The sequence below is a fragment of the Desulfovibrio piger genome (assembly GCF_951793255.1).
GTDB lineage: Bacteria > Desulfobacterota > Desulfovibrionia > Desulfovibrionales > Desulfovibrionaceae > Desulfovibrio.
Genome location: NZ_OX636706.1, coordinates 596,438 through 619,995, shown reverse-complemented (window position 1 = coordinate 619,995; position 23,558 = coordinate 596,438). Strand labels below are relative to the sequence as shown.

General features: G+C 62.1%; 15 protein-coding genes. 10 read left to right on the top strand and 5 right to left on the bottom strand.

From position 1 onward, the window contains the following. Nucleotides 1-177: 177 nt before the first annotated feature. The 7 genes from topA to Q4I12_RS03035 all read left to right on the top strand — a co-directional run bounded on the left by topA (nt 178) and on the right by Q4I12_RS03035 (nt 11,191). Nucleotides 178-2,430 carry a type I DNA topoisomerase gene (topA, locus tag Q4I12_RS03065; protein WP_302260525.1) on the top strand — a complete coding sequence of 751 codons (2,253 nt, stop codon included), beginning with the start codon at nt 178-180 and terminating at the stop codon, nt 2,428-2,430. Next, the gene (locus Q4I12_RS03060) at nt 2,414-3,532 is read left to right on the top strand and encodes an XdhC family protein (protein WP_302260524.1); all 1,119 of its coding nucleotides are present in this window, start codon (nt 2,414-2,416) and stop codon (nt 3,530-3,532) included. Before topA ends, Q4I12_RS03060 begins: the two co-directional genes overlap by 17 nt. A gap of 252 nt (nt 3,533-3,784) precedes the next feature. Beyond that, nucleotides 3,785-4,909, top strand: coding sequence for an efflux RND transporter periplasmic adaptor subunit (locus Q4I12_RS03055; RefSeq protein WP_204626396.1), 1,125 nt, complete (start codon nt 3,785-3,787; stop codon nt 4,907-4,909). A gap of 10 nt (nt 4,910-4,919) precedes the next feature. Beyond that, complete coding sequence (locus Q4I12_RS03050) at nt 4,920-8,120, top strand: efflux RND transporter permease subunit (protein WP_302260522.1); 3,201 nt, start codon at nt 4,920-4,922, stop codon at nt 8,118-8,120. Continuing rightward, nucleotides 8,117-9,652, top strand: coding sequence for an efflux transporter outer membrane subunit (locus Q4I12_RS03045; protein ID WP_204626394.1), 1,536 nt, complete (start codon nt 8,117-8,119; stop codon nt 9,650-9,652). Before Q4I12_RS03050 ends, Q4I12_RS03045 begins: the two co-directional genes overlap by 4 nt. A gap of 212 nt (nt 9,653-9,864) precedes the next feature. Continuing rightward, on the top strand, nt 9,865-10,320 hold the full coding sequence (gene tnpA / locus Q4I12_RS03040; protein ID WP_072333439.1) for an IS200/IS605 family transposase: 456 nt from the start codon (nt 9,865-9,867) through the stop codon (nt 10,318-10,320). Nucleotides 10,321-10,585: 265 nt separating this feature from the next. After that, nucleotides 10,586-11,191, top strand: coding sequence for a hypothetical protein (locus tag Q4I12_RS03035; protein ID WP_302260520.1), 606 nt, complete (start codon nt 10,586-10,588; stop codon nt 11,189-11,191). 226 nt (nt 11,192-11,417) lie between these two features. Here Q4I12_RS03035 and Q4I12_RS03030 read toward each other — a convergent pair whose 3' ends face one another. The 5 genes from Q4I12_RS03030 to Q4I12_RS03010 all read right to left on the bottom strand — a co-directional run bounded on the left by Q4I12_RS03030 (nt 11,418) and on the right by Q4I12_RS03010 (nt 17,978). Then, nucleotides 11,418-12,752 carry an MFS transporter gene (locus Q4I12_RS03030; RefSeq protein WP_204626392.1) on the bottom strand — a complete coding sequence of 445 codons (1,335 nt, stop codon included), beginning with the start codon at nt 12,750-12,752 and terminating at the stop codon, nt 11,418-11,420. Nucleotides 12,753-12,776: 24 nt separating this feature from the next. Further along, on the bottom strand, nt 12,777-13,610 hold the full coding sequence (locus Q4I12_RS03025) for an amidohydrolase family protein (protein WP_279135918.1): 834 nt from the start codon (nt 13,608-13,610) through the stop codon (nt 12,777-12,779). Nucleotides 13,611-14,146: 536 nt separating this feature from the next. Further along, nucleotides 14,147-14,980 carry an amidohydrolase family protein gene (locus Q4I12_RS03020; protein ID WP_279135918.1) on the bottom strand — a complete coding sequence of 278 codons (834 nt, stop codon included), beginning with the start codon at nt 14,978-14,980 and terminating at the stop codon, nt 14,147-14,149. Nucleotides 14,981-15,046: 66 nt separating this feature from the next. Next, on the bottom strand, nt 15,047-16,903 hold the full coding sequence (locus Q4I12_RS03015; RefSeq protein WP_302260518.1) for a TRAP transporter large permease: 1,857 nt from the start codon (nt 16,901-16,903) through the stop codon (nt 15,047-15,049). Between the two features lie 76 nt (nt 16,904-16,979). After that, nucleotides 16,980-17,978, bottom strand: coding sequence for a TRAP transporter substrate-binding protein (locus Q4I12_RS03010; RefSeq protein WP_302260516.1), 999 nt, complete (start codon nt 17,976-17,978; stop codon nt 16,980-16,982). Nucleotides 17,979-18,479: 501 nt separating this feature from the next. Here Q4I12_RS03010 and hpsG point away from each other — a divergent pair. The 3 genes from hpsG to Q4I12_RS02995 all read left to right on the top strand — a co-directional run bounded on the left by hpsG (nt 18,480) and on the right by Q4I12_RS02995 (nt 23,549). Further along, nucleotides 18,480-20,975, top strand: coding sequence for a (2S)-3-sulfopropanediol dehydratase (gene hpsG / locus Q4I12_RS03005; protein WP_302260514.1), 2,496 nt, complete (start codon nt 18,480-18,482; stop codon nt 20,973-20,975). Between the two features lie 136 nt (nt 20,976-21,111). Next, nucleotides 21,112-22,053, top strand: coding sequence for a (2S)-3-sulfopropanediol dehydratase activating enzyme (gene hpsH, locus Q4I12_RS03000; protein ID WP_204626005.1), 942 nt, complete (start codon nt 21,112-21,114; stop codon nt 22,051-22,053). An 83-nt stretch (nt 22,054-22,136) separates the two neighbouring features. Beyond that, on the top strand, nt 22,137-23,549 hold the full coding sequence (locus Q4I12_RS02995; RefSeq protein WP_297137409.1) for a sigma-54 interaction domain-containing protein: 1,413 nt from the start codon (nt 22,137-22,139) through the stop codon (nt 23,547-23,549). The last annotated feature ends 9 nt before the right edge of the window (nt 23,550-23,558 follow it).

Below are 23,558 nucleotides of genomic sequence, written 5' to 3'. Positions count from 1 at the left end.
TCCTCCGCGCACACGGCAGGCCTGAGGGCCCTTGCCGCGGACCTGGCGGGCCCGGCTTTTTTCCTGCTTCTTTTTCCTTCCGGGCAGCCTCAAGGCAGCATGAACGGTCCACGGGACCGTCTTTTTTCATTCACCTCCTGCCACTGCCGTCCGGCAGTCGGATGGACAAGGGACATCATGGGCAAGCAGCTGATCATCGTGGAATCGCCGGCCAAGGTGAAGACCATCAAGAAATTTCTGGGACCGCAGTACATGGTGCAGGCCAGCGTGGGCCATGTGCGCGACCTGCCGTCCAGCAGTCTGGGCGTGGACGAAGCCAACGATTTTGCCCCCCAGTACGAGATCATCGACAATAAGAAGAACGTGGTCAGCGAGCTGCGCAGCGCCGCAGCCAAGGCCGACACCGTCTATCTGGCCCCCGACCCGGACCGCGAAGGGGAGGCCATCGCCTGGCATGTGGCGGAGCTGATCCGCGACAAGGCCAAGGACATCAAGCGCATCCAGTTCAACGAGATCACCGCCCGCGCCGTCAAGGAGGCCCTGGCCCATCCGCGCGAGCTCAACCAGCACCTTTTCGATGCCCAGCAGGCCCGGCGCGTGCTGGATCGCCTGGTGGGCTACAAGATCTCGCCCCTGCTCTGGAAGACCATCAAGCGCGGCATCTCCGCCGGGCGCGTGCAGTCCGTGGCCCTGCGCCTCATCGTGGAGCGCGAGGCCGAGCGTGCCGCCTTCAAGCCGGAAGAATACTGGCTGTTCAAGGCCCTGCTGGGCGCCGGGGTGCCGCCCTCCGTGCGTGCGGAACTGGCGCGCATCGGCGGCAAGAAGGCCGTGATCCGCAATGCCGAGGAGGCCAACGCCCTGGAGGCCGAGCTCAAGGGCCAGCCCTTCGTGGTGGAGAGCGTGGAACAGAAGGAGCGCGAGCGCGCGCCGCAGCCGCCCTTCATCACCTCCACCCTGCAGCAGGCCGCCAACCAGCGTCTTTCCTACACGGCCAAGCGCACCATGAACATCGCCCAGCGCCTCTACGAAGGCGTGGAGATGGAAGACGGCAGCATCACGGCCCTCATCACCTACATGCGTACCGACTCCACCCGCATCGCCGACGAGGCCCGGCAGGCGGCGCATGACTTCATCCAGCGCGAGTTCGGCAACGATTACCTGCCGGCCAAGAAGCGCGTCTACAAGACCAAGAGCGGCGCGCAGGACGCCCACGAAGCCATCCGGCCCGTGGATGTGAACATCACGCCCGAGATGGTCAAGGCGGCCCTGCCCCCGGACCAGTACAACCTGTACCGCCTGATCTGGTCGCGCTTCGTGGCCTCGCAGATGGCCGGGGCCCGCTTCCACGACACCACGGTGACCGTGGCCTGCGGCCGTACCCAGTGGAAGGCCAAGGGCGAGCGCCTGCTTTTTCCCGGCTTTTTGGCCGTGCTGCCCCGCGGCAAGGACGAAGGCGATGCCGAGCTGCCGCCCCTGGAGGCCGGCCAGACCCTGAAGCTGGAGAAGCTGGACAAGGAACAGAAGTTCACCCAGCCCCCGGCCCGCTACAGCGAAGCCAGCCTGGTGCGCGAACTGGAAGAGCAGGGCATCGGCCGCCCCTCCACCTACGCCAGCATCATCTCCACCCTGCAGGACCGCGAATACGTGAGCCTGCAGGACCGCCACTTCATCCCCACCGATCTGGGGCGCGTGGTCTGTGAGCAGCTGGTGCAGCACTTCCCGCATCTCATGGACGTGGGCTTCACGGCCGAGATGGAGAGCCTGCTGGACAAGGTGGCCGACGGCGACCAGCAGTGGGTGGACCTGATGCATGCCTTTGCCGCGGATTTCAACCCCACGCTGGCGGCTGCCGCCAAGAACATGCAGAGCGTCAAGGGCGGCCTGCCCACCGATCTGGCCTGCCCCGACTGCGGCAAGCCCCTGATGATCAAGTTCGGCAAGGCCGGGCCCTTCCTGGCCTGCAGCGGCTATCCCGACTGCCGTTTCACCAGCAATTTCCAGCGCACCGAGGACGGCCGTCTGGAGATAGTGGCCCCGCAGAAGCCCGAACTGGAAAAGGTGGGCGAGTGCCCGCGCTGCGGCAAGGATCTGGTCATCAAGCACGCCCGTACGGGCAGCCGCTTCATCGCCTGCACGGGCTACCCGGACTGCAACTATACCGCGCCCATGGCCACGGGCGTCATGTGCCCGCGCTGCGGCGAAGGCCGCATGGTGGAAAAAAGCACCAAGCGCGGCAAGCTTTTCTATTCCTGCGACCGCTACCCGCAATGTGATTTCGCCCTGTGGGACAAGCCCGTGCCCGGACCTTGCCCGCGCTGTAATTCCTTCTATCTGGTGGAGAAGCGCGGCCGCGACGGCAGCGTCAAGATCATGTGCCCCACCAAGGGCTGCGGCTATGTGAAAGGAGGCGACGATGGACAGGATGCCTAAAGCGCCGGCCTCGCCGGTGCTGGTGAGCGCCCCGGTGGATGGCCTGGGCGTACCGCTGAACCTGGAGGCCCGCGCGGCCCGGCTGCTGGACGAAGGGCAGGCCGTGGTCCTGCTGACCGTGGTGGAGCGCGAAGGCTCGGCCCCGCGTGCCGCCGGTACCCGTGCCCTGCTGACCGCTGCCGGTCTGGAAGGCACCGTGGGCGGCGGTCTGCTGGAAGCCCGTGCCGTGGAGGCGGCCAATGTCTGCCTGAAGGAAGGACGCTCCGCCCGCGTGCGCTGCGACCTCACCGGTCTTGGCCCCGACAGCGACATGATCTGCGGCGGCAGCATGGATCTGCTCTGTGAATATCTGACGCCTGCGCAGGCGCCCCTGTTCCGTGCGGCGGACGCGGCCCTGAAAGCCGGGCTGACCGGCATCTGGCTGCTGGACGTGAGCCGGGCCGATGCGCCCGTGCGCGACCTGTATCTGGATGCCCTGCCCGAAGGCCAGCCCCTGGTGGCGGGCCTGCACGAGGGCGCGGAAGCCGTGCGGCCCCTGCTGGCCGGGCGCAAGGGCCGTCCCGGCCTGGTGCGGGACGGTCTGGCGGAACGTTATGTGGAGGCCCTGGACGCGCCGCCGGTGCTGCTGCTCTGCGGCGGCGGCCATGTGTCGCTGGAGACGGCCCGTCTGGCCCATGCCGCCGGTTTCGTGGTGGACGTGGTGGACGACCGCGCGGAGTTCGCCGATCCCCGGCGTTTCCCCATGGCCCGGCGTTGCCTGACCCTGCCTGCCTTCGAGGATCTGGCGGCCCGCTGCGGCATCGGCCGGCACCATTATGTGGCCATCATGACCCGCGGCCACAGCTTCGACCGTGAGGTCCTGGCCCAGGCCCTGGAAACGGACGCCTTCTATATTGGTATGATCGGCAGCAGCAGCAAAAAAGCCTCGGTCTACAAGGCGCTGCGTGCGCAGGGCGTCAGCGATGCGGCCCTGGACAAGGTCTGCTGCCCCATCGGTCTGGGCATCGGCGCGGACACGCCGCAACAGATCGCCGTCTCCGTGGTGGCCGAGCTCATGGCCGCCAGGGCAGGGACGCTGGGCGCTCTTCGGGCGGCCCGCTGAGGCCAGAAAAGCCCCTAAAAAAGTGGCGTAAAAAATTAGTCAATTATTCCAAGTAGTTACAAGAAAAAAGTACGGTTCGCTAACCCATTGGAATAAAAGGATTTTTCTTTATTGAACTTTAAGAGCAAGATAAGCCTGCATTTCTTGACGCATTTTGCAAAAAATGTTTAGCAGGGGATTCAAAGCCCGCTCGCTTTGCGGGCGGGCTTTCCACGTATCGGCAGTTCGCTGCTGTCCCAGGAGTAAGATATCATGACCGGAAAACAGACCATTCTGGCAACGCTGCTGTTGCTTCTCTGTTTCAGCCTTGCGGCATGCAAGGATGAAGGTGCTCAAAAAGGTCAGATGCCCGCCCCGCCGGTGGGCGTCTTCCAGGTGGAAGCCAAGGACGTGCCCTGGCCTTCCGAATTCCAGGCCCAGGCCTCCGGCTCCCGGTCCGTCGAAGTGCGTGCCCGTGTGCAGGGCATCATCGAGAAGCGTCTGTACCGTGAAGGCGAGTTCGTCAAGGCCGGTCAGCTCATGTTCCAGATCGAGCGCGACCAGTACGAGGCCGCCGTCCAGCAGGCCGAGGCCCAGTACGACAGCGCCAAGCGCGAGTGGAACCGCGTGCGCCCCCTGTTTGCCAAGAACGCCGTCTCCCAGAAGGATCGCGACAACGCCAAGGCCGCCTATGACAACGCCAAGGCTGCCCTGCGTGCCGCCAAGATCAATCTGGACTACTGCCAGGTGGTGGCCCCCGTGTCCGGTTACAGCTCCAAGGAAAGCTTCACGCCCGGCAACCTGGTCAGCAACAACTCCCTGCTGACCTACGTGGACCAGACCGATCCCATGTACATCGATTTCTCCATTGCCGCGCCGCAGCACATGCGCCGTCAGCAGCTGGCCGCCGAAGGCCGCCTGCGCTTCCCCGAAGGCAACATCTACAAGGCCCGTCTGCGTCTGCTGGACGGCAGCATGTACCAGGGCGAAGGCCAGGTGGACTTCATCGACAGCCGCGTGCAGCCCGAGACCGGCGTGGTGCAGGCCCGTGCCTCCTTCGCCAACAGCGACGGCCAGATCATGCCCGGCCAGTATGTGCGCATCTTCATGGACGGCGACGTGCTGGTCAACGCCGTGCTCATCCCCCAGAAGGCCGTGCTCATCACCCAGAAGGGTTCCTTCGTCATGACCCTGGACAAGGACAACGTGGTCGGCACCCAGAAGGTGGAGGTCAGCGAGACCATCGGCGACATGTACCTTGTGGACTCCGGCCTCAAGGGCGGGGAACGCATCATCTGTGAAGGCATGGTCAAGGCCCGCCCCGGTGCCAAGGTCAGCGTCATGGGTGACGGACAGGCCCAGAAGGGACAGGCCGCCCAGAAGACCGCTCAGAAGTAGGTGATGGTCTATGGCAGCTTCGGCAAAACCAAATATCTTTTTGCGCAGACCGATCCTTTCGTCGGTCATCTCCATCGTGATCACGCTGGTGGGCGCGCTGGCCATGAAGGCCCTGCCCATCGCCCAGTATCCTGAACTGGTGCCGCCCACGGTCAACGTGACGGTCTTCTATCCCGGCGCCTCGGCCGAGACCATCGCCGGTACCGTGCTGGCCCCCCTGGAAGTGAACATCAACGGCGTGGAAAACATGCTCTACATGACGTCCACGGCCTCCTCGGGTTCCGGTTCGGGCTCCATCAACGTCTATTTCAGTCTGGGCACCGACCCGGACATGGCCCTGGTCAACGTCAACAACAAGGTCAACCTGGCCCAGACCACACTGCCCGAGACCGTGCGCCTGCAGGGCGTGCAGGTGACCAAACGTTCACCGGCCATGCTGCAGATCATCGCCCTGTTCTCGCCTGACGGGCGTTATGACGCCGTGTACCTGCACAACTACATGCAGGTGAACGTGGCCGACGAACTCAAGCGTGTGCCCGGCGTGGGCGACGTGACCGTGTTCGGCTACATGGACTACGCCATGCGCATCTGGCTCGTCCCGGACAAGCTGGCCAAGTACGGCGTCACCGTGAGCGAGATCGCCGCGGCCATCCAGGAGCAGAACTCGCAGTTCTCGCCCGGCCGTCTGGGCGACGCGCCCATGCCCGATACCGCCCAGCTTTCCTGGCAGATCGATACCAAGGGGCGTCTGGCCACGCCGCAGGAGTTCGGCGAGATCATCATCCGCACCGGTGAGGACAGCGCCATGCTGCGCCTCAAGGACGTGGCCCGCATCGAGATGGGCGGCAAGGACTACAGCGTCAGCAGCGAATACAACGGCATGGTGGCCCGTGCCATGGGTATCTACCTGCTGCCCGGCGCCAACGCCATCGCCACCGGCGAGGCCGTCACCGCCCGCATGCAGGAGCTGGCCAAGAACTTCCCCGAGGGCATCGACTACAAGATCGTCGTGGACACCAACGACTTCGTTATGGAGTCCATCAACGAAGTGGTCCACACCCTGGTGGAAGCCATGATCCTGGTGTTCCTGGTGGTGTTCATCTTCCTGCAGAACTGGCGCGCCACCCTCATCCCCTGCATCGCCGTGCCCGTGTCCATCATCGGTACCTTCGCGGGCATGTTCGCCCTAGGCTACACCATCAATACCCTGACCCTGTTCGGTATGGTGCTGGCCATCGGTATCGTGGTGGACGACGCCATCGTGGTGCTGGAGAACGTGGAACGCATCATGAGCACCGAGCACCTGCCGCCCAGGGAAGCCACGGCCAAGGCCATGAGCGAAGTGACGGCCCCCGTTATCGCCATCGTGCTGGTGCTCTGCGCCGTGTTCATCCCCGTGTCCTTCATGGGCGGCCTGGCGGGCCAGATGTACAAGCAGTTCGCCATCACCATCTCGGTGTCCGTGGTGCTTTCGGGCATCGTGGCCCTGACGCTGACCCCGGCCCTGTGCTCCCTGCTGCTCAAGCCGCACGCGCATGACCATCAGCCGGCCAAGCCCTTCGTCGTCTTCAACTACTTCTTCGGCAAGACCACGCACCGCTATGTGCGTACGGTGCGTTTCATCAAGGACCACGGCCTGATCTCCATGGCCCTCTTCGGCTGCATGATCGCCAGCCTGGTCTTCCTGTTCCGGGTGGTTCCCGGCGGCCTGGTGCCCAACGAAGACCAGGGCTACATCCTGGGCATGACCATCCTGGACGACGGTGCCGTGCAGAACCGCACCCGTGACGTGACCCGCGTGGTCATGGACGTGCTGCGCAAAGACCCGTCCGTGGACACGGTCATGACCCTGAACGGCCTGGACATCACCTCCATGTCGTCCAAGAGCAACTACGGTACTTTCTTTGCCGTGCTCAAGCCCTGGAGCGAACGTACCACGCCGGAGAGCAGCGCCTCGGCCATCAGTACCAAGGTGCTGGGCGTGACCATGATGCAGCCCGAAGCCGTGACCATCGGCTTCACGCCGCCGCCCATCAGCGGCATGTCCACCACGGGCGGTTTTGAAGGCTTCATCCAGATGCGCGGCGCCGGCACCAGCCAGGATCTGGAAGCCACGGCCAATGCCTTCGTGGCGGAAGCCACGTCCCGTGACGAGAACGGCCAGCCCAAGTATCCGGCCATCGGTACCCTGCGCAGCCTGTTCTCCACCGGTGCCCCGCAGCTCTACGCCAACCTGGACCGTGAGCGCTGCAAGGACATGGGCATCAGCATCAGCGATGTCTTCACGGCCATGAACGCCACCTTCGGTGCGCTCTACGTCAACGACTTCAACTACCTGGGCCGTACCTTCCAGGTGCGCATGCAGGCCGAGGCCGATTACCGCCTGCTGCCCGAGTCCCTGCACGACATCTTCGTGCGGACCAACAAGGGCGGCATGGTGCCCCTGGATGCCATCATGACCCTGGAACGCCGCACGGCGCCCCAGACCATGGAACGTTACAACGTGTTCCCCGCCGCCCACCTCATGGGTGAACCGGCCCCCGGCTATTCTTCCGGTCAGGCCCTGGAAGCCATGGAAAAGGTGGCGGAAAAGATGCTGTCCAGCGATTACGGCCTGGGCTGGGTCGGTTCGGCCCTGCAGGAAAAGCTGGCCAGCGCCGACACCACCGTCATCTTCGTGCTGGCGCTCGTCATGGTCTTCCTGATCCTGGCCGCCCAGTACGAAAGCTGGTCGCTGCCGCTGGCCGTGCTCACGGCCGTGCCCTTCGGCGTGTTCGGCGCCCTGGTGGCCACCTGGCTGCGCGACCTGTCCAATGACGTGTACTTCCAGGTGGCTCTGGTCACCCTGGTGGGCCTGGCCGCCAAAAACGCCATCTTGATCGTGGAATTCGCCGTCGAGGCCTGGCGCGGCGGGCGCAGTCTGGACGTGGCCGCCATGCATGCGGCGCGCCTGCGCTTCCGTCCCATCGTCATGACCTCGCTGGCCTTCATCCTGGGCTGCGTGCCGCTGGCCATCAGCTCCGGCGCCGGTGCCAACAGCCGTCACGCCATCGGCACCGCCGTGGTGGGCGGCATGCTGGCCGCAACCTGCATCGCCACGCTCTTCGTTCCCTACTTCTTCCGCACCATCATGCGGATCTCCCTGAAGCTGCAGGGCAAGAAGGACCCCAACGAAGGCAAGAAAAGCTTCGATGAGGAGGAGGATATATGACCCCCCTGCTGAAAGCGGGCCTGACGCTGGTGCTCTGCCTGGCCGTCACGGGCTGCTCCCTGGCTCCCGACTATAAGCGTCCCGAGCAGGACATCCCCAAGGAGTGGCGTTCCGTGGATCTGGGACCCAGTCCGCTGAACACCGACTGGTGGACCCGCTTCAATGATCCCGTGCTCAATGCCCTGGTGGAAGAAGCCCTGAAGAACAACCAGGATCTGGCGGAAAGCCTGGCCAAGATCGATTCCGCCGCGGCCAAGCTGGGCGTGGGCACCAGCCAGCTCGCCCCCTCGGTGAGCGGCGCCGGTGCGGCCACCTCGCAGAGCAACTCCACCAAGATCGCCAACTACAACAGCATCGCGGACCGTTCCTACGTGAACTACCAGGGCCAGCTCTCGGCCAGCTGGGAACTGGACTTCTGGGGCAAGTACCGCAACAACTACACCATGCTGTCGGATGTGCTGCTGAACACCGTGGTCAGCCACGAGGCCCTGCGCCTTTCGGTGGCCAGCCAGACGGCCCAGAGCTACTTTGCCCTGCTGGCCCTGGACATGCAGCTGGCCACGGCCAAGCGTACCCTGCGCACGCGTGAGGATGCGTTCGGCATCTATACCAGCCGCTACCGTCAGGGCGACATCACGGAGCTGGACTGGCAGCGTGCCCGCGCCGAAGTGGAAACGGCCCGTGCCCAGGTGCACAGCTCCACGGTGGCCGTGGACAGCGCCGAAGCCAGCCTGGCCGTGCTGCTGGGCCGTTCGCCCCGCGACATCATGAGCGCCGTCATGCCGCGCGGCGGCGACATCAGCAAGCTGCCGGCCCCGCCCGTGCTGCCTGCGGGCCTGCCCTCCGAACTGCTGGAGCGCCGCCCCGACGTGCGCGCCGCCGAGTACATGATCATGGCTTACAACGCCAATATCGGCGTGGCCCGTGCCGAGTTCTTCCCGTCCATCTCCCTGACGGGCATGCTGGGCACCCTCAGCGCCAGCGTGGTGAACCTGTTCAGCGGTCCTGCGGGCGCCTGGAGCTACGGCGTGACCGGCTCCATGCCGCTGCTGGACTTCGGCCGCACCTGGTATAACGTCAAGGACGCCGAGGCCCAGAAGGAAGCGGCCATCGCCGTGTACCGCAAGACGGTGCAGAACGCCTTCAAGGACGTGCGCACCTCCCTGACCTCCCAGCGCGAGGCCGACGCCATCGTGGCGGCCAGCCAGGCCCAGGTGGACAGCCTGCGCCGCGCCGCGGAGATCGCCCGCCTGCAGTACGACAACGGTTACACCGACTACCTGACCGTGCTGGATGCCGAACGCCAGTTGTTCAGCGCCGAGCTGAGCCTGGCCAACGCCCTGCGTGACCGCCTCAATGCCGTGGTCAGCGTGTGCATGGCCCTAGGTGGCGGCTGGCAGGATCCCAACGTCAAGCCTTCCTTCCCGGTGGCTGACGCGGAAGAGCTGGTCAAGGCCCATGACGCTGCCGGCCAGAAGGCCTCCCAGCCTGCGGCCGCTCCTGCGAAGGAACAGCCTGCCGCCAAGCAGTAGGCACGATCCCCCCCTGAAAAGACACAGGAAGGACGCTTTCGGGCGTCCTTCCTTTTTTTATGGGCTTTAGCCTGTTGAGCGCCTGACAGGCGCGAAACAAAAAACCACCCGCTATGCGGGTGGAGACAATACGTTATACACACAAAAACACCTTTCCGCTACGATGAAGTTGTTCAAGCCCATCGCAACATTAACGGAAAGGTGTTTTTGTTATGGGAACCAAGGCTCATAGCCTAGCGCATACGAAATGGTTGTGCAAGTATCATATCGTCTTTACTCCAAAATATAGAAGAAAAATAATCTTCGCACAGCTCCGTGAAAGTATAAAAGAAATTCTGCAATGCCTCTGCAAATATAAAGGGGTTGAGATTCTGGAAGGGCATCTGATGCCGGATCATGTCCACATGCTGGTGTCCATTCCTCCTAAAATCAGTGTGGCAAATTTCATGGGCTACCTGAAAGGGAAAAGTTCGTTGATGATATTCGATAAGCACGCAAACCTTAAATATAAGTTTGGCAACAGAAAATTTTGGGCCGAAGGATATTATGTCAGTACGGTGGGGCTTAATGAGGCAACGATCAAAAAATATATCCAGGATCAGGAACGTCACGACATTATGAGAGACAAGCTGACATCACGCGAATATCAAGACCCCTTTAAGGGGTAGCCAAGGCGGCAAAGGCACTGGGCTTGAACAGCGTGAAAGCCAGCGTCTTTAGGCGCAGCCGGTAACAGGCCCTTACAGGGCCAGAGCAAACCACCCGCTTTGCGGGTGGTTCTGATTGTGTCCCATGTATGCAGGCCATCCCCAAAAAGGTCGAGAGGCCGCATTACGGGGCAGCATGCGGGCACAGAGGATGTCCTGCGACGGGGATGTCTTTACAATCCGGCGGGATGACGGCTATCCTGCGGCCATGCTGCATAGAGTACATTTGTTTTTGGCTGGTCTGGCCCTGTCTGCCCTGACGGTCTCCCTTGCTCCCCTGCCGGTGTTGGCGGTGGAGAAGGGCAAGGCGGTGCAGGCCCCGGCGGGCAAGACCGCTGCGGGCAACAGCAAGGGCGGGCAGGCCTGGAGTTTCGGCACCTCCCGCGACAGGAGCAATGCCCTGTGGCATGACGGCGTGGAGACGGACTCCCTGCGCAAGCGGGCCCTGGGCCGGGACAGGGGCAATTCCTCCAGCATCGAACATGCTCTGCGCGAGGCCGACCGCCAGGCCAAGGCCGAGTCCCGCAAAGCCAAGGAGGCGGAACGGGAGGCGGAGGAAAAAAGCCGTCTCGGCATGAACATCCGGCGCGATGACTCCGTCTGGCGTGCCGAGCTGCCGTCGAGCGAGGCCCGCCCTGACGAGCTGCGGCCTCTGGAGCGGCGGCATGTGGTCCGGGCCTATGCCGACTTCATGGACAGCGATGATGCCTCGCTGACCATCGGTCCGGAGCTGATGCTCAAGGACGAGCACAACGAAGGGGGCAAGAAGTCCCGGCCCGAGGAGAACGATCCTTCCGTGGGGCTCGGTATGCAGTTCAGTCTTGATTTTTGATGCCGTCCGGGCGGGATGTCCCGCTGCCGGCACGCCTGTGTCCGGGCAGGGTGCGCGGGTGCGGAGGGGACGTTTTCGGTCGGATGCGGCACGTGCTGCAAAAGAAAAGGGGGGACAGCCTGTCAGGCTGTCCCCCCTTTAGGTGTCCGATGCCCGGGGTGTGGTCCGGGCGCTGTCTCCGTCTGCCCCCTGATGAAGAAGCGAGGGAGGCAGGAAGGCAGACGGACTACCGGGCGGAGGTTTCCGGCTCGTGCGGCAATTCTTCCTTGCCCTGGAGTCGGGTGATCCAGATGGTGCTCAGGCTGCTGATGACCGCCGCGACCAGCAGGTAACCGCAAAGGTACCAGGGCTGGCCGTCATTGCTGCTGACCAGCATGGTGGCGATCATGGGGGTCAGGCCCGAAGCGAAGATCCCGGAGAACTGGTAGATGAAGGACACGGCGGAGTAACGCACCGTGGGTTCGAAGCTGCCCGAGAACAGGCTGGACATGGTGGCGTACGCCGCACCGTAGATGATGCCGAAGGGCAGGGAGATGGCCAGGAAGACCAGCAGCACGTTATGGCTGAAGTTGTGCAGCACCCAGAAGGTGGGGTAGGCCGTGATGCCCAGCAGGATGGCGGCGATGCCGAAGATGCGGGCGCGGCCCCAGGTGTCGGCACGCATGCCCCAGAAGGGGATGGCCACGGCCATGACCGCAGCGGCGCCCACGATGACGAACAGGCTCACGGTCTTGTCCAGGCCGCAGGAGTTGGTCAGATAGGTCAGGGAGAACACGCCGAACACGTTGAAGGCGATGCCTTCCACGAAGCGGGCGCCCACGCAGGCCGTCAGGGTGCGGGGATAGTGCTTGAAGGCGGCCAGGATGGGGTACTTGACCTGTTCGGTCTTCTTCTTGGCGGAGGAGAAGTCCTGGGTCTCCTGCACGGAGATACGGATGTAGGCACCCACGCCCACCAGGATGGCGCTGAGGATGAAGGCCACACGCCAGCCCCAGGCCAGGAAGGCTTCGTCGCTGAGGAAGAAGGACAGCAGACCGATGACGCCGGAGGCCAGCATCAGGCCGAGGGCCAGGCCCACCTGGGGCAGGCTGCCGTAGAAGGCGCGCTTGTGAGGCGGCGCGGATTCGAAGGCCATGAGCACGGCGCCGCCCCATTCGCCACCGATGCCGATGCCCTGGGCCAGACGGCAGAGGACCAGCAGGATGGGAGCCAGGATGCCGATGCTTTCATAGGAAGGCACCAGACCGATGCCCACCGTGGCCACGCCCATGATCTCCAGGGTCAGGACCAGCATCTTCTTGCGGCCCAGCTTGTCACCGAAGTGGCCGAAGACGATACCCCCAAGCGGACGGGCCACGAAACCCACGGCAAAGGTGGCAAAGGCCAGGACCGTACCCACCGTCGGGTCGAAGTCAGGGAAGTAGATCTTGTTGAAGACGATGCCGGCCACGACACCGTACAGGAAAAAGTCATACCATTCGATGACCGCGCCGATGAGGGAGGAAATGACCACGCGGCGCAGGTTCTGCTGGCAGTGTCCGTTGTTGGGAGTATCGCTCATTCTCGTTGCTCCTTGGGGGTGCTGCTAGGCCAGTTTCAGGACCTTGCGGGCGTTTTCGTACATGATCTTGTTGCGCACTTCGTCGGTGAAGGGGAAGGCGGCATAGGCGTCCAGAGCGTCACGCAGCTCGATGAAGGGGTGGGCGCTGGCAAAGAGCACCTTGTCGCTGATGGTGGTGCACATGGCCTTCACATAGGTCTCGACCTGGGGAGAGCGCTCGTATTCGGAGATGTCCATGTAGACATTGGCGTTGCGCTGGCAGGTGTAGATGGCCGCATCCACGAAGGGATAGCCGCCGTGGCTCATGATCAGGGTCAGTTCGGGGAAGTCACGGGCGACCTTGTCCACGTCGCGGGGGTCGGCGTATTCCAGGATGGCGCCGGGCACGCACGGCGGAGGAGCCATGGTGATGAAGACGGGCACATCCAGCTCGCAGCACTTGGTGTACAGGGGGTAGAAGCGGGCGTCACTGGCGGGCATGTGGGCCAGATAGGGGTCGATGGCGATACCCTTCATGCCGTATTCCTTGACGACCTTCTCGATCTCGCGCACGGCGGCCATCTTCTTGTGAGGGTCGATGCCCCAGAGGCCCACGAACTTGTTGGGATAGGCGCGGCAGAATTCGAGCACGCTGTTGTTGTTGGCCGGGAAGCCGTAGGTGGTCTCGGCGTCGCGGCCGGTGATCACGCCCAGTTCCACGCCCATGGCGTCGAGGTCGGCCACGATCTCGTCCAGGGGCTGGGGCTTGCGCTGGTCGAAGCCGATGACTTCACAGGCAGCCTTGAACATGGTGCTGTTCTTGATGCCGTTGATGATCTCCGGCGTGTTGGGCCGGAAGCGGAAGTCGATAACTTTCATATCTGTCTCCATGCGATCCTTCGGGAAGAAGGGGTTTTTGATACGAACTTGGAGGACTGCCAGCATCAGCCATGCTGTGGAGCGCAGCCCCATGTGATTTCTTTCCCTTGCAGGAGGCGTGCCAAAATAATTCCTTGATTATTCAGTGAATTATGAGAATCCGTCGTGGATTTTATGAGGAAGTTGTAACAATTTGCAAAAAAAGAGATGCATTTTTGCATCCCCCCGTTGGGGTCGCAAAAATGCAAGAAAATGAAATTTTCATATTTTTATCAAATAAATCAAATTGATATATAGAAAAAATGCCAAAAGTCATCACAAAATGCTAACCAGAATCGTTAGTTGAGATGCAAAAATACGACGCTTTTTAACTATTTGGCATAAAAGGATATTTTAAATGATGCAAATATGCATCATTTGGAGAGTGCGGGCTGCAGGGAGAAAAATCACAAGCTCAAAAGGCCAAAAAAAAGCGGAGGAACACGGGGTTCCTCCGCAGTTGTGAAGCGTGCCCGCACGAGGCGGACACATGCCATTTAGGCCAGTTTCAGGACCTTGCGGGCGTTTTCGTACATGATCTTGTTGCGCACTTCGTCGGTGAAGGGGAAGGCGGCATAGGCGTCCAGAGCGTCACGCAGCTCGATGAAGGGGTGGGCGCTGGCAAAGAGCACCTTGTCGCTGATGGTGGTGCACATGGCCTTCACATAGGTCTCGACCTGGGGAGAGCGCTCGTATTCGGAGATGTCCATGTAGACATTGGCGTTGCGCTGGCAGGTGTAGATGGCCGCATCCACGAAGGGATAGCCGCCGTGGCTCATAATCAGGGTCAGTTCGGGGAAGTCGCGGGCGACCTTGTCCACGTCGCGGGGGTCGGCGTATTCCAGGATGGCGCCGGGCACGCACGGCGGAGGAGCCATGGTGATGAAGACGGGCACATCCAGCTCGCAGCACTTGGTGTACAGGGGGTAGAAGCGGGCGTCACTGGCGGGCATGTGGGCCAGATAGGGGTCGATGGCGATACCCTTCATGCCGTATTCCTTGACGACCTTCTCGATCTCGCGCACGGCGGCCATCTTCTTGTGAGGGTCGATGCCCCAGAGGCCCACGAACTTGTTGGGATAGGCGCGGCAGAATTCGAGCACGCTGTTGTTGTTGGCCGGGAAGCCGTAGGTGGTCTCGGCGTCGCGGCCGGTGATCACGCCCAGTTCCACGCCCATGGCGTCGAGGTCGGCCACGATCTCGTCCAGGGGCTGGGGCTTGCGCTGGTCGAAGCCGATGACTTCACAGGCAGCCTTGAACATGGTGCTGTTCTTGATGCCGTTGATGATCTCCGGCGTGTTGGGCCGGAAGCGGAAGTCGATGACTTTCATGAGAGAACTCCTTGGATGGGGCCCGCGGCAGAAGGCTGCCGCGGGCGGTATATCTCGCGGGTACCGTTAATGCACCAGCATCAGCGGCACGGACGGGCAGTAGGTGATGATGGCCAGGACGATGAGCATCAGGGCGATCATGGGCAGCACGGCCACGGCGATCTTTTCGATCTTGGCCTGGGCCACGCCCGACGCCACGAAGAGGTTGACGCCCACCGGCGGGGTCAGGAAGCCGATGGCCAGGTTGACCACCATGATGATGCCGAAGTGCAGGGGCGAGACGCCCACGCTGGTGACCACGGGCAGCAGGATGGGGGTCAGGATGACGATGGCCGCCAGGGCTTCCATGAACACGCCCACGATGAGCAGCAGCACGTTGATGAGCAGCAGGATGATGATCTTGCTCTCGGTGATGCTGAGCATCCAGCGGGCGATGGTGCCGGGCACGTCTTCGATGGTCATGATGTTGCCGAACAGGGTGGCCATGGCCATGAGCACGATGATGATGGACGAGGTCTCGCACGAGGCTACGCAAGACGAGCAGACGGTCTTGAAGTCCATCTCGCGGTACAGGAACACGCCCACGATGAGGCCGTAGAAAGCGGCCACGGCCGCGGCTTCGGTGGGAGTCATGATGCCGCCGTAGATGCCGCCCAGCACGATGACCGGCACGACCAGGGCCCACTTGGCTTCCCAGAAGGCCTCGCCCAGGGTGCGCCAGTTGCGTTCCTTCTGCTCACCGCGCCAGCCGCGCTTTTTGGAGTAGAAGTAGCAGTAGAGCATGAGCACGATACCGGTCAGGATGCCGGGGACGATACCGCCCATGAACAGGTCGCCGATGGATACCTGCGAGGAGACGCCGTAGACCACGAAGGGGTTGCTGGGCGGGATCATGACGCCCACGCAGCCGGCGGCGGCCACGAGAGCGGCGGAGAAGAACTTGTCGTAGCCGCGCTCGATCATGGCCGGGATGGTCAGGGCACCGATGGCGGCCACGGTGGCGGGGCCGGAACCGGAGATGGCACCGAAGAACATGCAGGTCACGACGGCGGTCAGGCCGATACCGCCGTAAAGGCCGCCCACGATCTCGTCAGCCAGGTTCAGCAGGCGTTTGCTCAGGCCGCCGGCGCCCATGTATTCCCCGGCCGCGATGAAGAAGGGGATGGCCATGATGGGGAAGCTGTCGATGGACGTGAAGCAGACCTGGGCCATGTATTCGATGGGCAGGGTCTGGGAACAGATGATGGTGGCCAGGGTGGACAGACCCAGGCTGATGGCGATGGGCACCCCGATGACGCAGAGCAGGGCGAAATAGCCGAACAGCACCGGCAGGGGATCGATGTAATCCACCAGGTACCAGGGACTGAGGATGCCCAGGGCAAGGGCGAAGCCCAGCAGGGAGTCCAGTGCACCGCAGACGCGCATCTGGCCCCAGATGCGCTGCAGCAGGCGCAGGCACATGAGGCCGAAGCCCAGGGGCAGGATCAGGTACGGCACCAGGAAGGGGATGCGCAGGGCCGTGGTGTGCTGGGGGAAGGTCAGCAGGCGCTCGATCTGGCCCCAGCCGAAATAGGTGATGACGCCGGTCAGGACGAGGAAGAGGGACTCGACGATGATCCAGCTGATGTTTTGCAGGCGCTCCGGCAGTTTGTCATAAATGATGTCGACGCGGATGGAAGACCGCTTTTTGATGGCGACGGAAAGGGCCAGATAGGAGATCCAGATAAAGATATAGCGGGAAAGCTCTTCGGTCCAGACGGCGGCGCCGGCGCGCTCGATGAACTGTGTGATGATATAGCGGTAAATGACCTGCCACGTGATGAACAGGATGATGGCGAGCAGGCCCGTCACCATGAAAATTTTTTCAAAATTTTCGTTGAGCCAGGAAAAGGGCCCGCTTTTGCCTTGCACATTTTCACTCATGACAAACCTCGGTGTAAGCGCAAAAGGAGTCCCGCGCGCGGCCCGGCCGCGCGCGGGAGGGATAGGTCAGGAAGGGTTACTTCTGGGTTTCTTCCAGAAGCTGCAGGATGTCGGCCGGCACTTCCTTGGCGAACTTTTCGTAGGCGGGACGGGTCTTGGCCTTGAGTTCGGCGCGTTCGGCGTCGGTCAGCATGTGGATCTTGATGCCGCGGTCACGGAAGGCCTGCCAGGCCTTTTCTTCCAGCACCACGCTTTCCTTGCGCTGCCAGTCGTTGGCTTCCTTGGCGGCTTCACGCAGGATCTTCCGCTGTTCGGGGGTCAGGCTGTCCCACTTCTTCTTGTTCATCAGCAGCACATGCATGGAGTAGTTGTGCTCGGAGTTGACGGCGTACTTCAGCACTTCGGTGTGCTTGGCGTCGTTGAGCAGGGAGAAGGTGTTGCCTTCGGCGTCCACGGTGCCCTGCTGCAGGGCGGTGTAGGTCTCACCCCAGGCGATGGGGGCGGGGTTCATGCCCAGTTCGGTGGCCACGGCCACTTCCACGGGGGAGTCGGTGGTACGCACCTTGAGGTTCATCAGGGACTTGGCATCGGTCAGCGGCTTGCTGGCGGCCACGAAGTTGCGGTAGCCGAACTCGGAGAACATCAGGGTCTCAAGGCCGATCTTGCGGGAGGCTTCACGCAGGGCTTCGCCCAGCTTGCCTTCATCCAGGGCCTTGTACAGGGCCTGCTGGTGGACGGGAGAGGTCACATAGGGCAGGTCGATGGCCATGTAAGCCTTGGAGAAGCTGGCCAGGTTGGGGGTGGAGCTGGAGGAAAGGTCCAGCGTACCGGCCTGGGCGGCTTCGGTGGTTACACGGTCACTGCCCAGCTGGCAGTTGGGGAACAGCTGGATACGGATCTTGCGATGGCTTTTTTCTTCCACCAGCTGCTTGAACTTTTCATAGCCCACGGTGACGTTGTTGCCGGGAGCCATGGGATGACCAAGACGCAGGACCAGCGGACGTTCCGCATTGGCGGCGACGCTGAAGCCGAGAACCATGGCCAGGGCCAGAGCCAGAACAGTAAGTTTACGCATGCCACACCTCACATGGTTTATGGGGCACAAGACGGATGCCTTGTGCGTAATTTCTCAAATCCGGGAACGTTTCTTCACCTCGAATCTAAGCGAGCAAAATTTTTTTTTCAACAAGCGCCAGTCATTTTAGGGGGTTATGGAGATATTATGATAACTGTTATTACATTTTTGGTGCAAAAATGCATCATTTTTGGCGGGGAGAAATTCGGGAAGAAATTTTTTTCGATATAACGGACGATCAAGCCTTCACAGCCGAAACACCGCATTTGGCGCGACTTTCATAGGCGTAGAAATGGTGCATTTTGGCATCATCGTCCTCTGGAGAGGCTGTGAAAAAAAATTTTAGACGCAAAATTGCATCATTTTGATATATTCGCTGGGGGGATAAAAAAAATATATTAAAAAATCAATATGTTACCAAAATGGCACAGGCATTGCTATTTATTTCGCAAGCGATTCGTCGCGAAATATGTCAAACACCTTTTCAAGAGGAGAACAGATATGTCTCAGACCGTTTGCGAATGCAGATCCCCCCAGGAACAGCGCCTGCTCGACAAGATCGAAGGCAAGGTCGACCGTTTCCGCGCCACCCACGAGCGCGTGTTCCGCATGCTGGAACGCTTCGACGGCATGAAGCCCCGCATCGACATCGAACGCGCCCTGTACTTCACCCAGTCCATGCAGGAAACCGAAGGCCAGCCCCTGGTGCTGCGCTGGGCCAAGGCTCTGATGCACATCGCCCAGAACATCACCGTGTACGTGCAGGACGACCAGCTGCTGCTGGGCCGCGCCGGCTGCGACGGCCGTTACGGCATCCTGTACCCCGAACTGGACGGCGACTTCCTGGACATGGCCGTGAAAGACCTGCCCACCCGCGCCACCTCTCCCGCCACCATCACCGCTGAAGACGCCAAGCGCGTGATCGAAGAGATCGCTCCTTACTGGAAGGGCAAGACCTACCACGAAGCTCTGGCCGCCGCTCTGCCTCCGGAAATCCACAAGCTGACCTACGACGATCCCCAGGGCCTGATCTCCCGCTTCATCGTCAACGAAACCTCTTCTTTCCGTTCCTCCATCCAGTGGGTGCATGACTACGGCAAGATCCTGACCCGCGGCTTCAACGGCATCAAGCGCGAGGCCCAGGAAAAGCTGGCCGCCCTCGATCCCGCCAGCGCCAAGGACATGTGCGAAAAGAAGCCCTTCCTGGATGCCGTCGTGATCGTGTGCGACGCCATCGTGCTGTGGGCCAAGCGCCACGCTGACGAAGCCCGCAAGGTGGCCGAAAAGACCGACGATCCCGTCCGCAAGGCCGAACTGCTGCGCATGGCCGCCAACGCCGAACGCGTGCCCGGCGAACCCGCCCGCGACTTCTGGGAAGCCTGCCAGAGCCAGTGGTTCGTGCAGATGTTCTCCCGTATCGAACAGAAGACCGGTACCACCATCTCCAACGGTCGTATGGACCAGTACCTGTATCCCTACTACCAGCAGGACATCGAAAACGGCAGCCTGGACAACAAGAAGGCCATCGAACTGCTGGAATGCATGTGGGTGGGCATGGCCGAATTCATCGACATGTACATCTCTCCCTGCGGCGGCGCCTTCAACGAAGGTTACGCTCACTGGGAAGCCGTGACCGTGGGTGGCCAGACCCCCGACGGCCGCGACGCCACCAACGAACTGACCCACCTGATCCTGAAGTCCAAGCGCGAGTTCCCGCTGCACTACCCCGACCTGGCCGCCCGTATCCACAGCCGCTCGCCTGAAAGCTACCTGTGGGACGTGGCCGAGACCATCAAGGACGGCTCCGGCTTCCCCAAACTGATCAACGACGAAGAAGTCGTGCCCCTGTACGTGGCCAAGGGTGCCACCTTCGAAGAAGCCCTGGACTACGCCGTGTCCGGCTGCACCGAAGCCCGTATGCCCAACCGCGACACCTTCACCTCCGGCGGTGCCTACATCAACTTCGCCGCTGCTGTGGAAATGGTGCTGCGTAACGGCCGCATGAAGAAGTACGGCGACATCGTGCTGGGCGAAGAAACCGGCGATCCCCGCAACTTCAAGACCTGGGACGAATTCTGGAACGCCTATGTGAAGCAGCACATGCTGTTCCTGCGTACCGCCTTCACCCAGCAGTACATCGTCAACAACCTGCGTGCCCAGCACTTCGCCCAGCCCATGGGCTCCGCCATGCACGACCTGTGCATGAAGCACTGCATCGACCTGCACCAGACCCACATCCCCGAAGGCGTCGACTTCGGTTACTTCGAATACATGGGCCTGGGCACCGTGGTGGACTCCCTGTCCGCCATCAAGAAGCTGGTGTTTGAAGACAAGAAGCTGACCATGGACGAAGTCATCAAGGCCATCGACGCCAACTTCGAAGGCTACGAAGACGTGAAGGCCCTGCTGAAGTCCGCTCCCTGCTACGGCAACAACGATCCCTACGCCGACAGCATCGGTCACGAGATCGACCGCCTGTCCGTGGAATTCGCTGCCAAGTACAGCCAGAAGGACCTGGGCATGCACTACAACGTGCGCTACGTGCCCTTCACCTCTCACGTGCCCTTCGGCAAGGTGGTGTCCGCTACCCCCAACGGCCGCGTGGACTGGTTCCCGCTGTCTGACGGTTCCTCCGCTTCCCACGGCGCCGACGTCAACGGTCCCACCGCCGTCCTGCTGTCCAACTACAACACCAAGAACATGGGCATGCGCGACCGCTTCGCCCGCATGCTGAACATCAAGTTCACGCCCAAGTGCGTGGAAGGCGAACAGGGCACCGAAAAGCTCGTGTCCTTCATCCGCACCTTCTGCGACCTGAAGCTGTGGCACGTGCAGTTCAACGTGGTGAACAAGAGCACCCTGCTGGCCGCCCAGAAGGATCCCCAGAAGTACCGCAACCTGATCGTGCGTATCGCCGGTTACAGCGCCTACTTCGTGGACCTGTCCCCCGACCTGCAGAACGACCTCATCGCCCGTACCGAACACGACACCATCTAGTTCCGGTTACCAACGGCGGCGGCCTCGTGCCGCCGCCGGCCTGCACCGCCTCCGGCTGCCCTGCGGGGAGGCCGGAGGCCTTGGCGTTTTTTCAGCTCTCCCTTCGTCAACCTTCAACATCTCCGGCGGTGACCCCGTGATCGAAAACAACAACGCGCGCGGCCTCGTTTTCAATATCCAGAAATATTCCGTGCATGATGGTCCCGGCATCCGTACCATCGTCTTCACCAAGGGCTGCGGTCTGCGCTGCCGCTGGTGCAGCAACCCGGAATCCCAGCACAGGGAACCGGAGCTGGCCTACAACCAGGGCCGCTGCCTGGGGACGGACAAGTGCACCCGCTGCTTCAAGGCCTGTCCCAACGGCGCCCTGTCCCGTCGCGAGGACGGCTTCGTGGCCATCGACCGCAGCAAATGCGTGGGCTGCAAGGACATGCCCTGTGCCGAAGCCTGTCCGGCCCAGGGGATCATCGTCTACGGCAAGCCCTACACCGTGGCCGAGGCCCTCAAGGTTGCGCAGGAAGATGCCATGTTTTATGCTCGCTCCGGTGGCGGCATGACCATCTCCGGCGGCGAGCCCCTGTTGCAGAGCGAATTTGCCCTCAACCTGCTGCGCCTGGCCCGTGAGCGCCGTGTGAAGACCTGCATCGAGACCTGTGGTCTCGTCCCCACCGATGTGGTGCGTGAGGCGGCCCAGTACCTCAACTATGTGCTGTTCGACATCAAGCACATGGATCCCGAAGTGCACAAAAAGCACACCGGCATGCCCAACGACCTCATCCTGAAGAATTTCCAGACCCTGGTGACGGAGTTCCCGGACCTGCCCATCACGGCCCGTACGCCCGTCATTCCCGGGTTCAACGATCATGGCCCGGACATCAAGGCCATCTGCGACTTCCTCAAGCCTTTCGAGCATGTGAAGTACGAGATGCTGCCCTATCACCGTCTGGGCACGCAGAAGTACACCTTCCTGGACCGTGTGCCCCCCATGGGCGACGTGACGCTGGACGACAAAAAGTTTGCCGCCCTGCAGAAGATCGCCGTCGCCACGCTGGGGGACCGCGTCGTCATCCCCCGTTAGGCCGGGCTTTCCGCAACCGTAAAGGGTCCGTCTTTCGGGGACGGGCCCTTTTTTTGCCTCCTCTGCCTTCTCAAGGAGCGGATATGGTCAACTGGCACAAATTCTTCACTTCCATCCTCGATACCATTTCCGACGGTGTTTTCATTTCCGACGCCATGGGCACCACCCTGTATGTGAACCAGATGTATGCCGATCTGGTGGGGGTGCCTGCCCGGGACCTGCGGGGCAAGAACGTGCGCGACCTGGTCAGCGAAGGCTTTTTCGACCTGGCCCTGAACCCCGAAGTGGTGCGCACGGGCAAGCCCGCCACCTATATGCAGAAGCTCAAGGACGGCAAGAACGTGGTCATCTCCGGGTCGCCCGTTTTTGACGACAAGGGGCGCGTCTGTCTGGTGGTCACCTTCGTGCGCGACGAGACCCGCCTGGCCGAGCTCAACGAGCAGACCGGCGAGCAGCGCAAGCTCATCAAGGAGATCAACGACAAGCTGGCCTTCGTGGCCCAATCCCAGGGGCGCGACCTGGAACCGGTCTTCTCCAGCAGCGCCATGCAGTCGGTGGCCATGGAGCTCAAGCGCTACGCCAGCACGGACGCCACCGTGCTCATCATGGGCGAGACCGGCGTGGGCAAGGACGTGTTCGCCCGCCTGACCCACCGCTGGAGCCGCCGCAAGGACAAGATCCTGCTCAAGGTGGACTGCGGCGGCATCTCCGAGACCCTGACGGAATCGGAAATCTTCGGTTATGTGCCCGGTGCCTTCACCGGTGCGTCCAGCAAGGGCAAGCCCGGCTATTTCGAGATCGCCGACGGCAGCACCATCTTCCTCGATGAAGTGGGCGAGCTGCCCCTTTCCATGCAGACGCGCCTGTTGCGCGTGCTGCAGGACAACGAGATCGTGCGCGTGGGCAGCTCCCAGCCCCGCAAGGTGGATGTGCGCATCATCGCCGCCACCAACCGCAACCTTGAGGAATGCGTGGAGGCGGGCACCTTCCGCCGTGACCTGTTCTACCGTCTCAACGTGGGCACGGTCCGCATCCCGCCCCTGCGCGAGCGGCCCGAGGACGTGCGCGTGCTGGCGGAGCTCTTCCTGCGCCAGTACACCACCAAATACCGCAAAAAGCTGGCCTTCATGGACATCACGCTGGACATGCTGGCCCAGTACCGCTGGCCGGGCAACGTGCGCGAATTGCAGAACCTGGTCCACAGCCTGGTCATCACCCGCCAGGGGCCCCGCATCTCGCCCCGCGACCTGCCGTCCAACATCAGCGGCCTGCACGACGAGAGCGGCGGCCATCTGGATGCCGTGCTCATGCAGGCCCGGCCCCTGCGCGAGATCATCGCCGACATGGAGCGGGACTTTTTGCGCCGGGCCATCGAGGTGCACGGTTCCGTCCGCCGGGTCTCGGAGCTGTTCCAGGTCAACCGCAGCACCATCTTCCGCAAGCTGCAGGGCAGCAAGGGACACGACAAGGACGAGGATGCCGGTTCGGCTTCCTGATGCCGTCTT

Excerpts from the sequence above, each read along its gene's own strand:
- Q4I12_RS02995 (WP_297137409.1), top strand. The coding sequence starts at position 22,137 with ATGGTCAACTGGCACAAATTCTTCACTTCCATCCTCGATACCATTTCC.
- Q4I12_RS03050 (WP_302260522.1), top strand. The coding sequence starts at position 4,920 with ATGGCAGCTTCGGCAAAACCAAATATCTTTTTGCGCAGACCGATCCTT.
- Q4I12_RS03015 (WP_302260518.1), bottom strand. The coding sequence starts at position 16,903 with ATGAGTGAAAATGTGCAAGGCAAAAGCGGGCCCTTTTCCTGGCTCAAC.
- Q4I12_RS03060 (WP_302260524.1), top strand. The coding sequence starts at position 2,414 with ATGGACAGGATGCCTAAAGCGCCGGCCTCGCCGGTGCTGGTGAGCGCC.
- Q4I12_RS03020 (WP_279135918.1), bottom strand. The coding sequence starts at position 14,980 with ATGAAAGTCATCGACTTCCGCTTCCGGCCCAACACGCCGGAGATCATC.
- Q4I12_RS03045 (WP_204626394.1), top strand. The coding sequence starts at position 8,117 with ATGACCCCCCTGCTGAAAGCGGGCCTGACGCTGGTGCTCTGCCTGGCC.
- Q4I12_RS03030 (WP_204626392.1), bottom strand. The coding sequence starts at position 12,752 with ATGAGCGATACTCCCAACAACGGACACTGCCAGCAGAACCTGCGCCGC.
- Q4I12_RS03010 (WP_302260516.1), bottom strand. The coding sequence starts at position 17,978 with ATGCGTAAACTTACTGTTCTGGCTCTGGCCCTGGCCATGGTTCTCGGC.
- tnpA (WP_072333439.1), top strand. The coding sequence starts at position 9,865 with ATGGGAACCAAGGCTCATAGCCTAGCGCATACGAAATGGTTGTGCAAG.
- topA (WP_302260525.1), top strand. The coding sequence starts at position 178 with ATGGGCAAGCAGCTGATCATCGTGGAATCGCCGGCCAAGGTGAAGACC.
- hpsG (WP_302260514.1), top strand. The coding sequence starts at position 18,480 with ATGTCTCAGACCGTTTGCGAATGCAGATCCCCCCAGGAACAGCGCCTG.
- Q4I12_RS03025 (WP_279135918.1), bottom strand. The coding sequence starts at position 13,610 with ATGAAAGTTATCGACTTCCGCTTCCGGCCCAACACGCCGGAGATCATC.
- Q4I12_RS03055 (WP_204626396.1), top strand. The coding sequence starts at position 3,785 with ATGACCGGAAAACAGACCATTCTGGCAACGCTGCTGTTGCTTCTCTGT.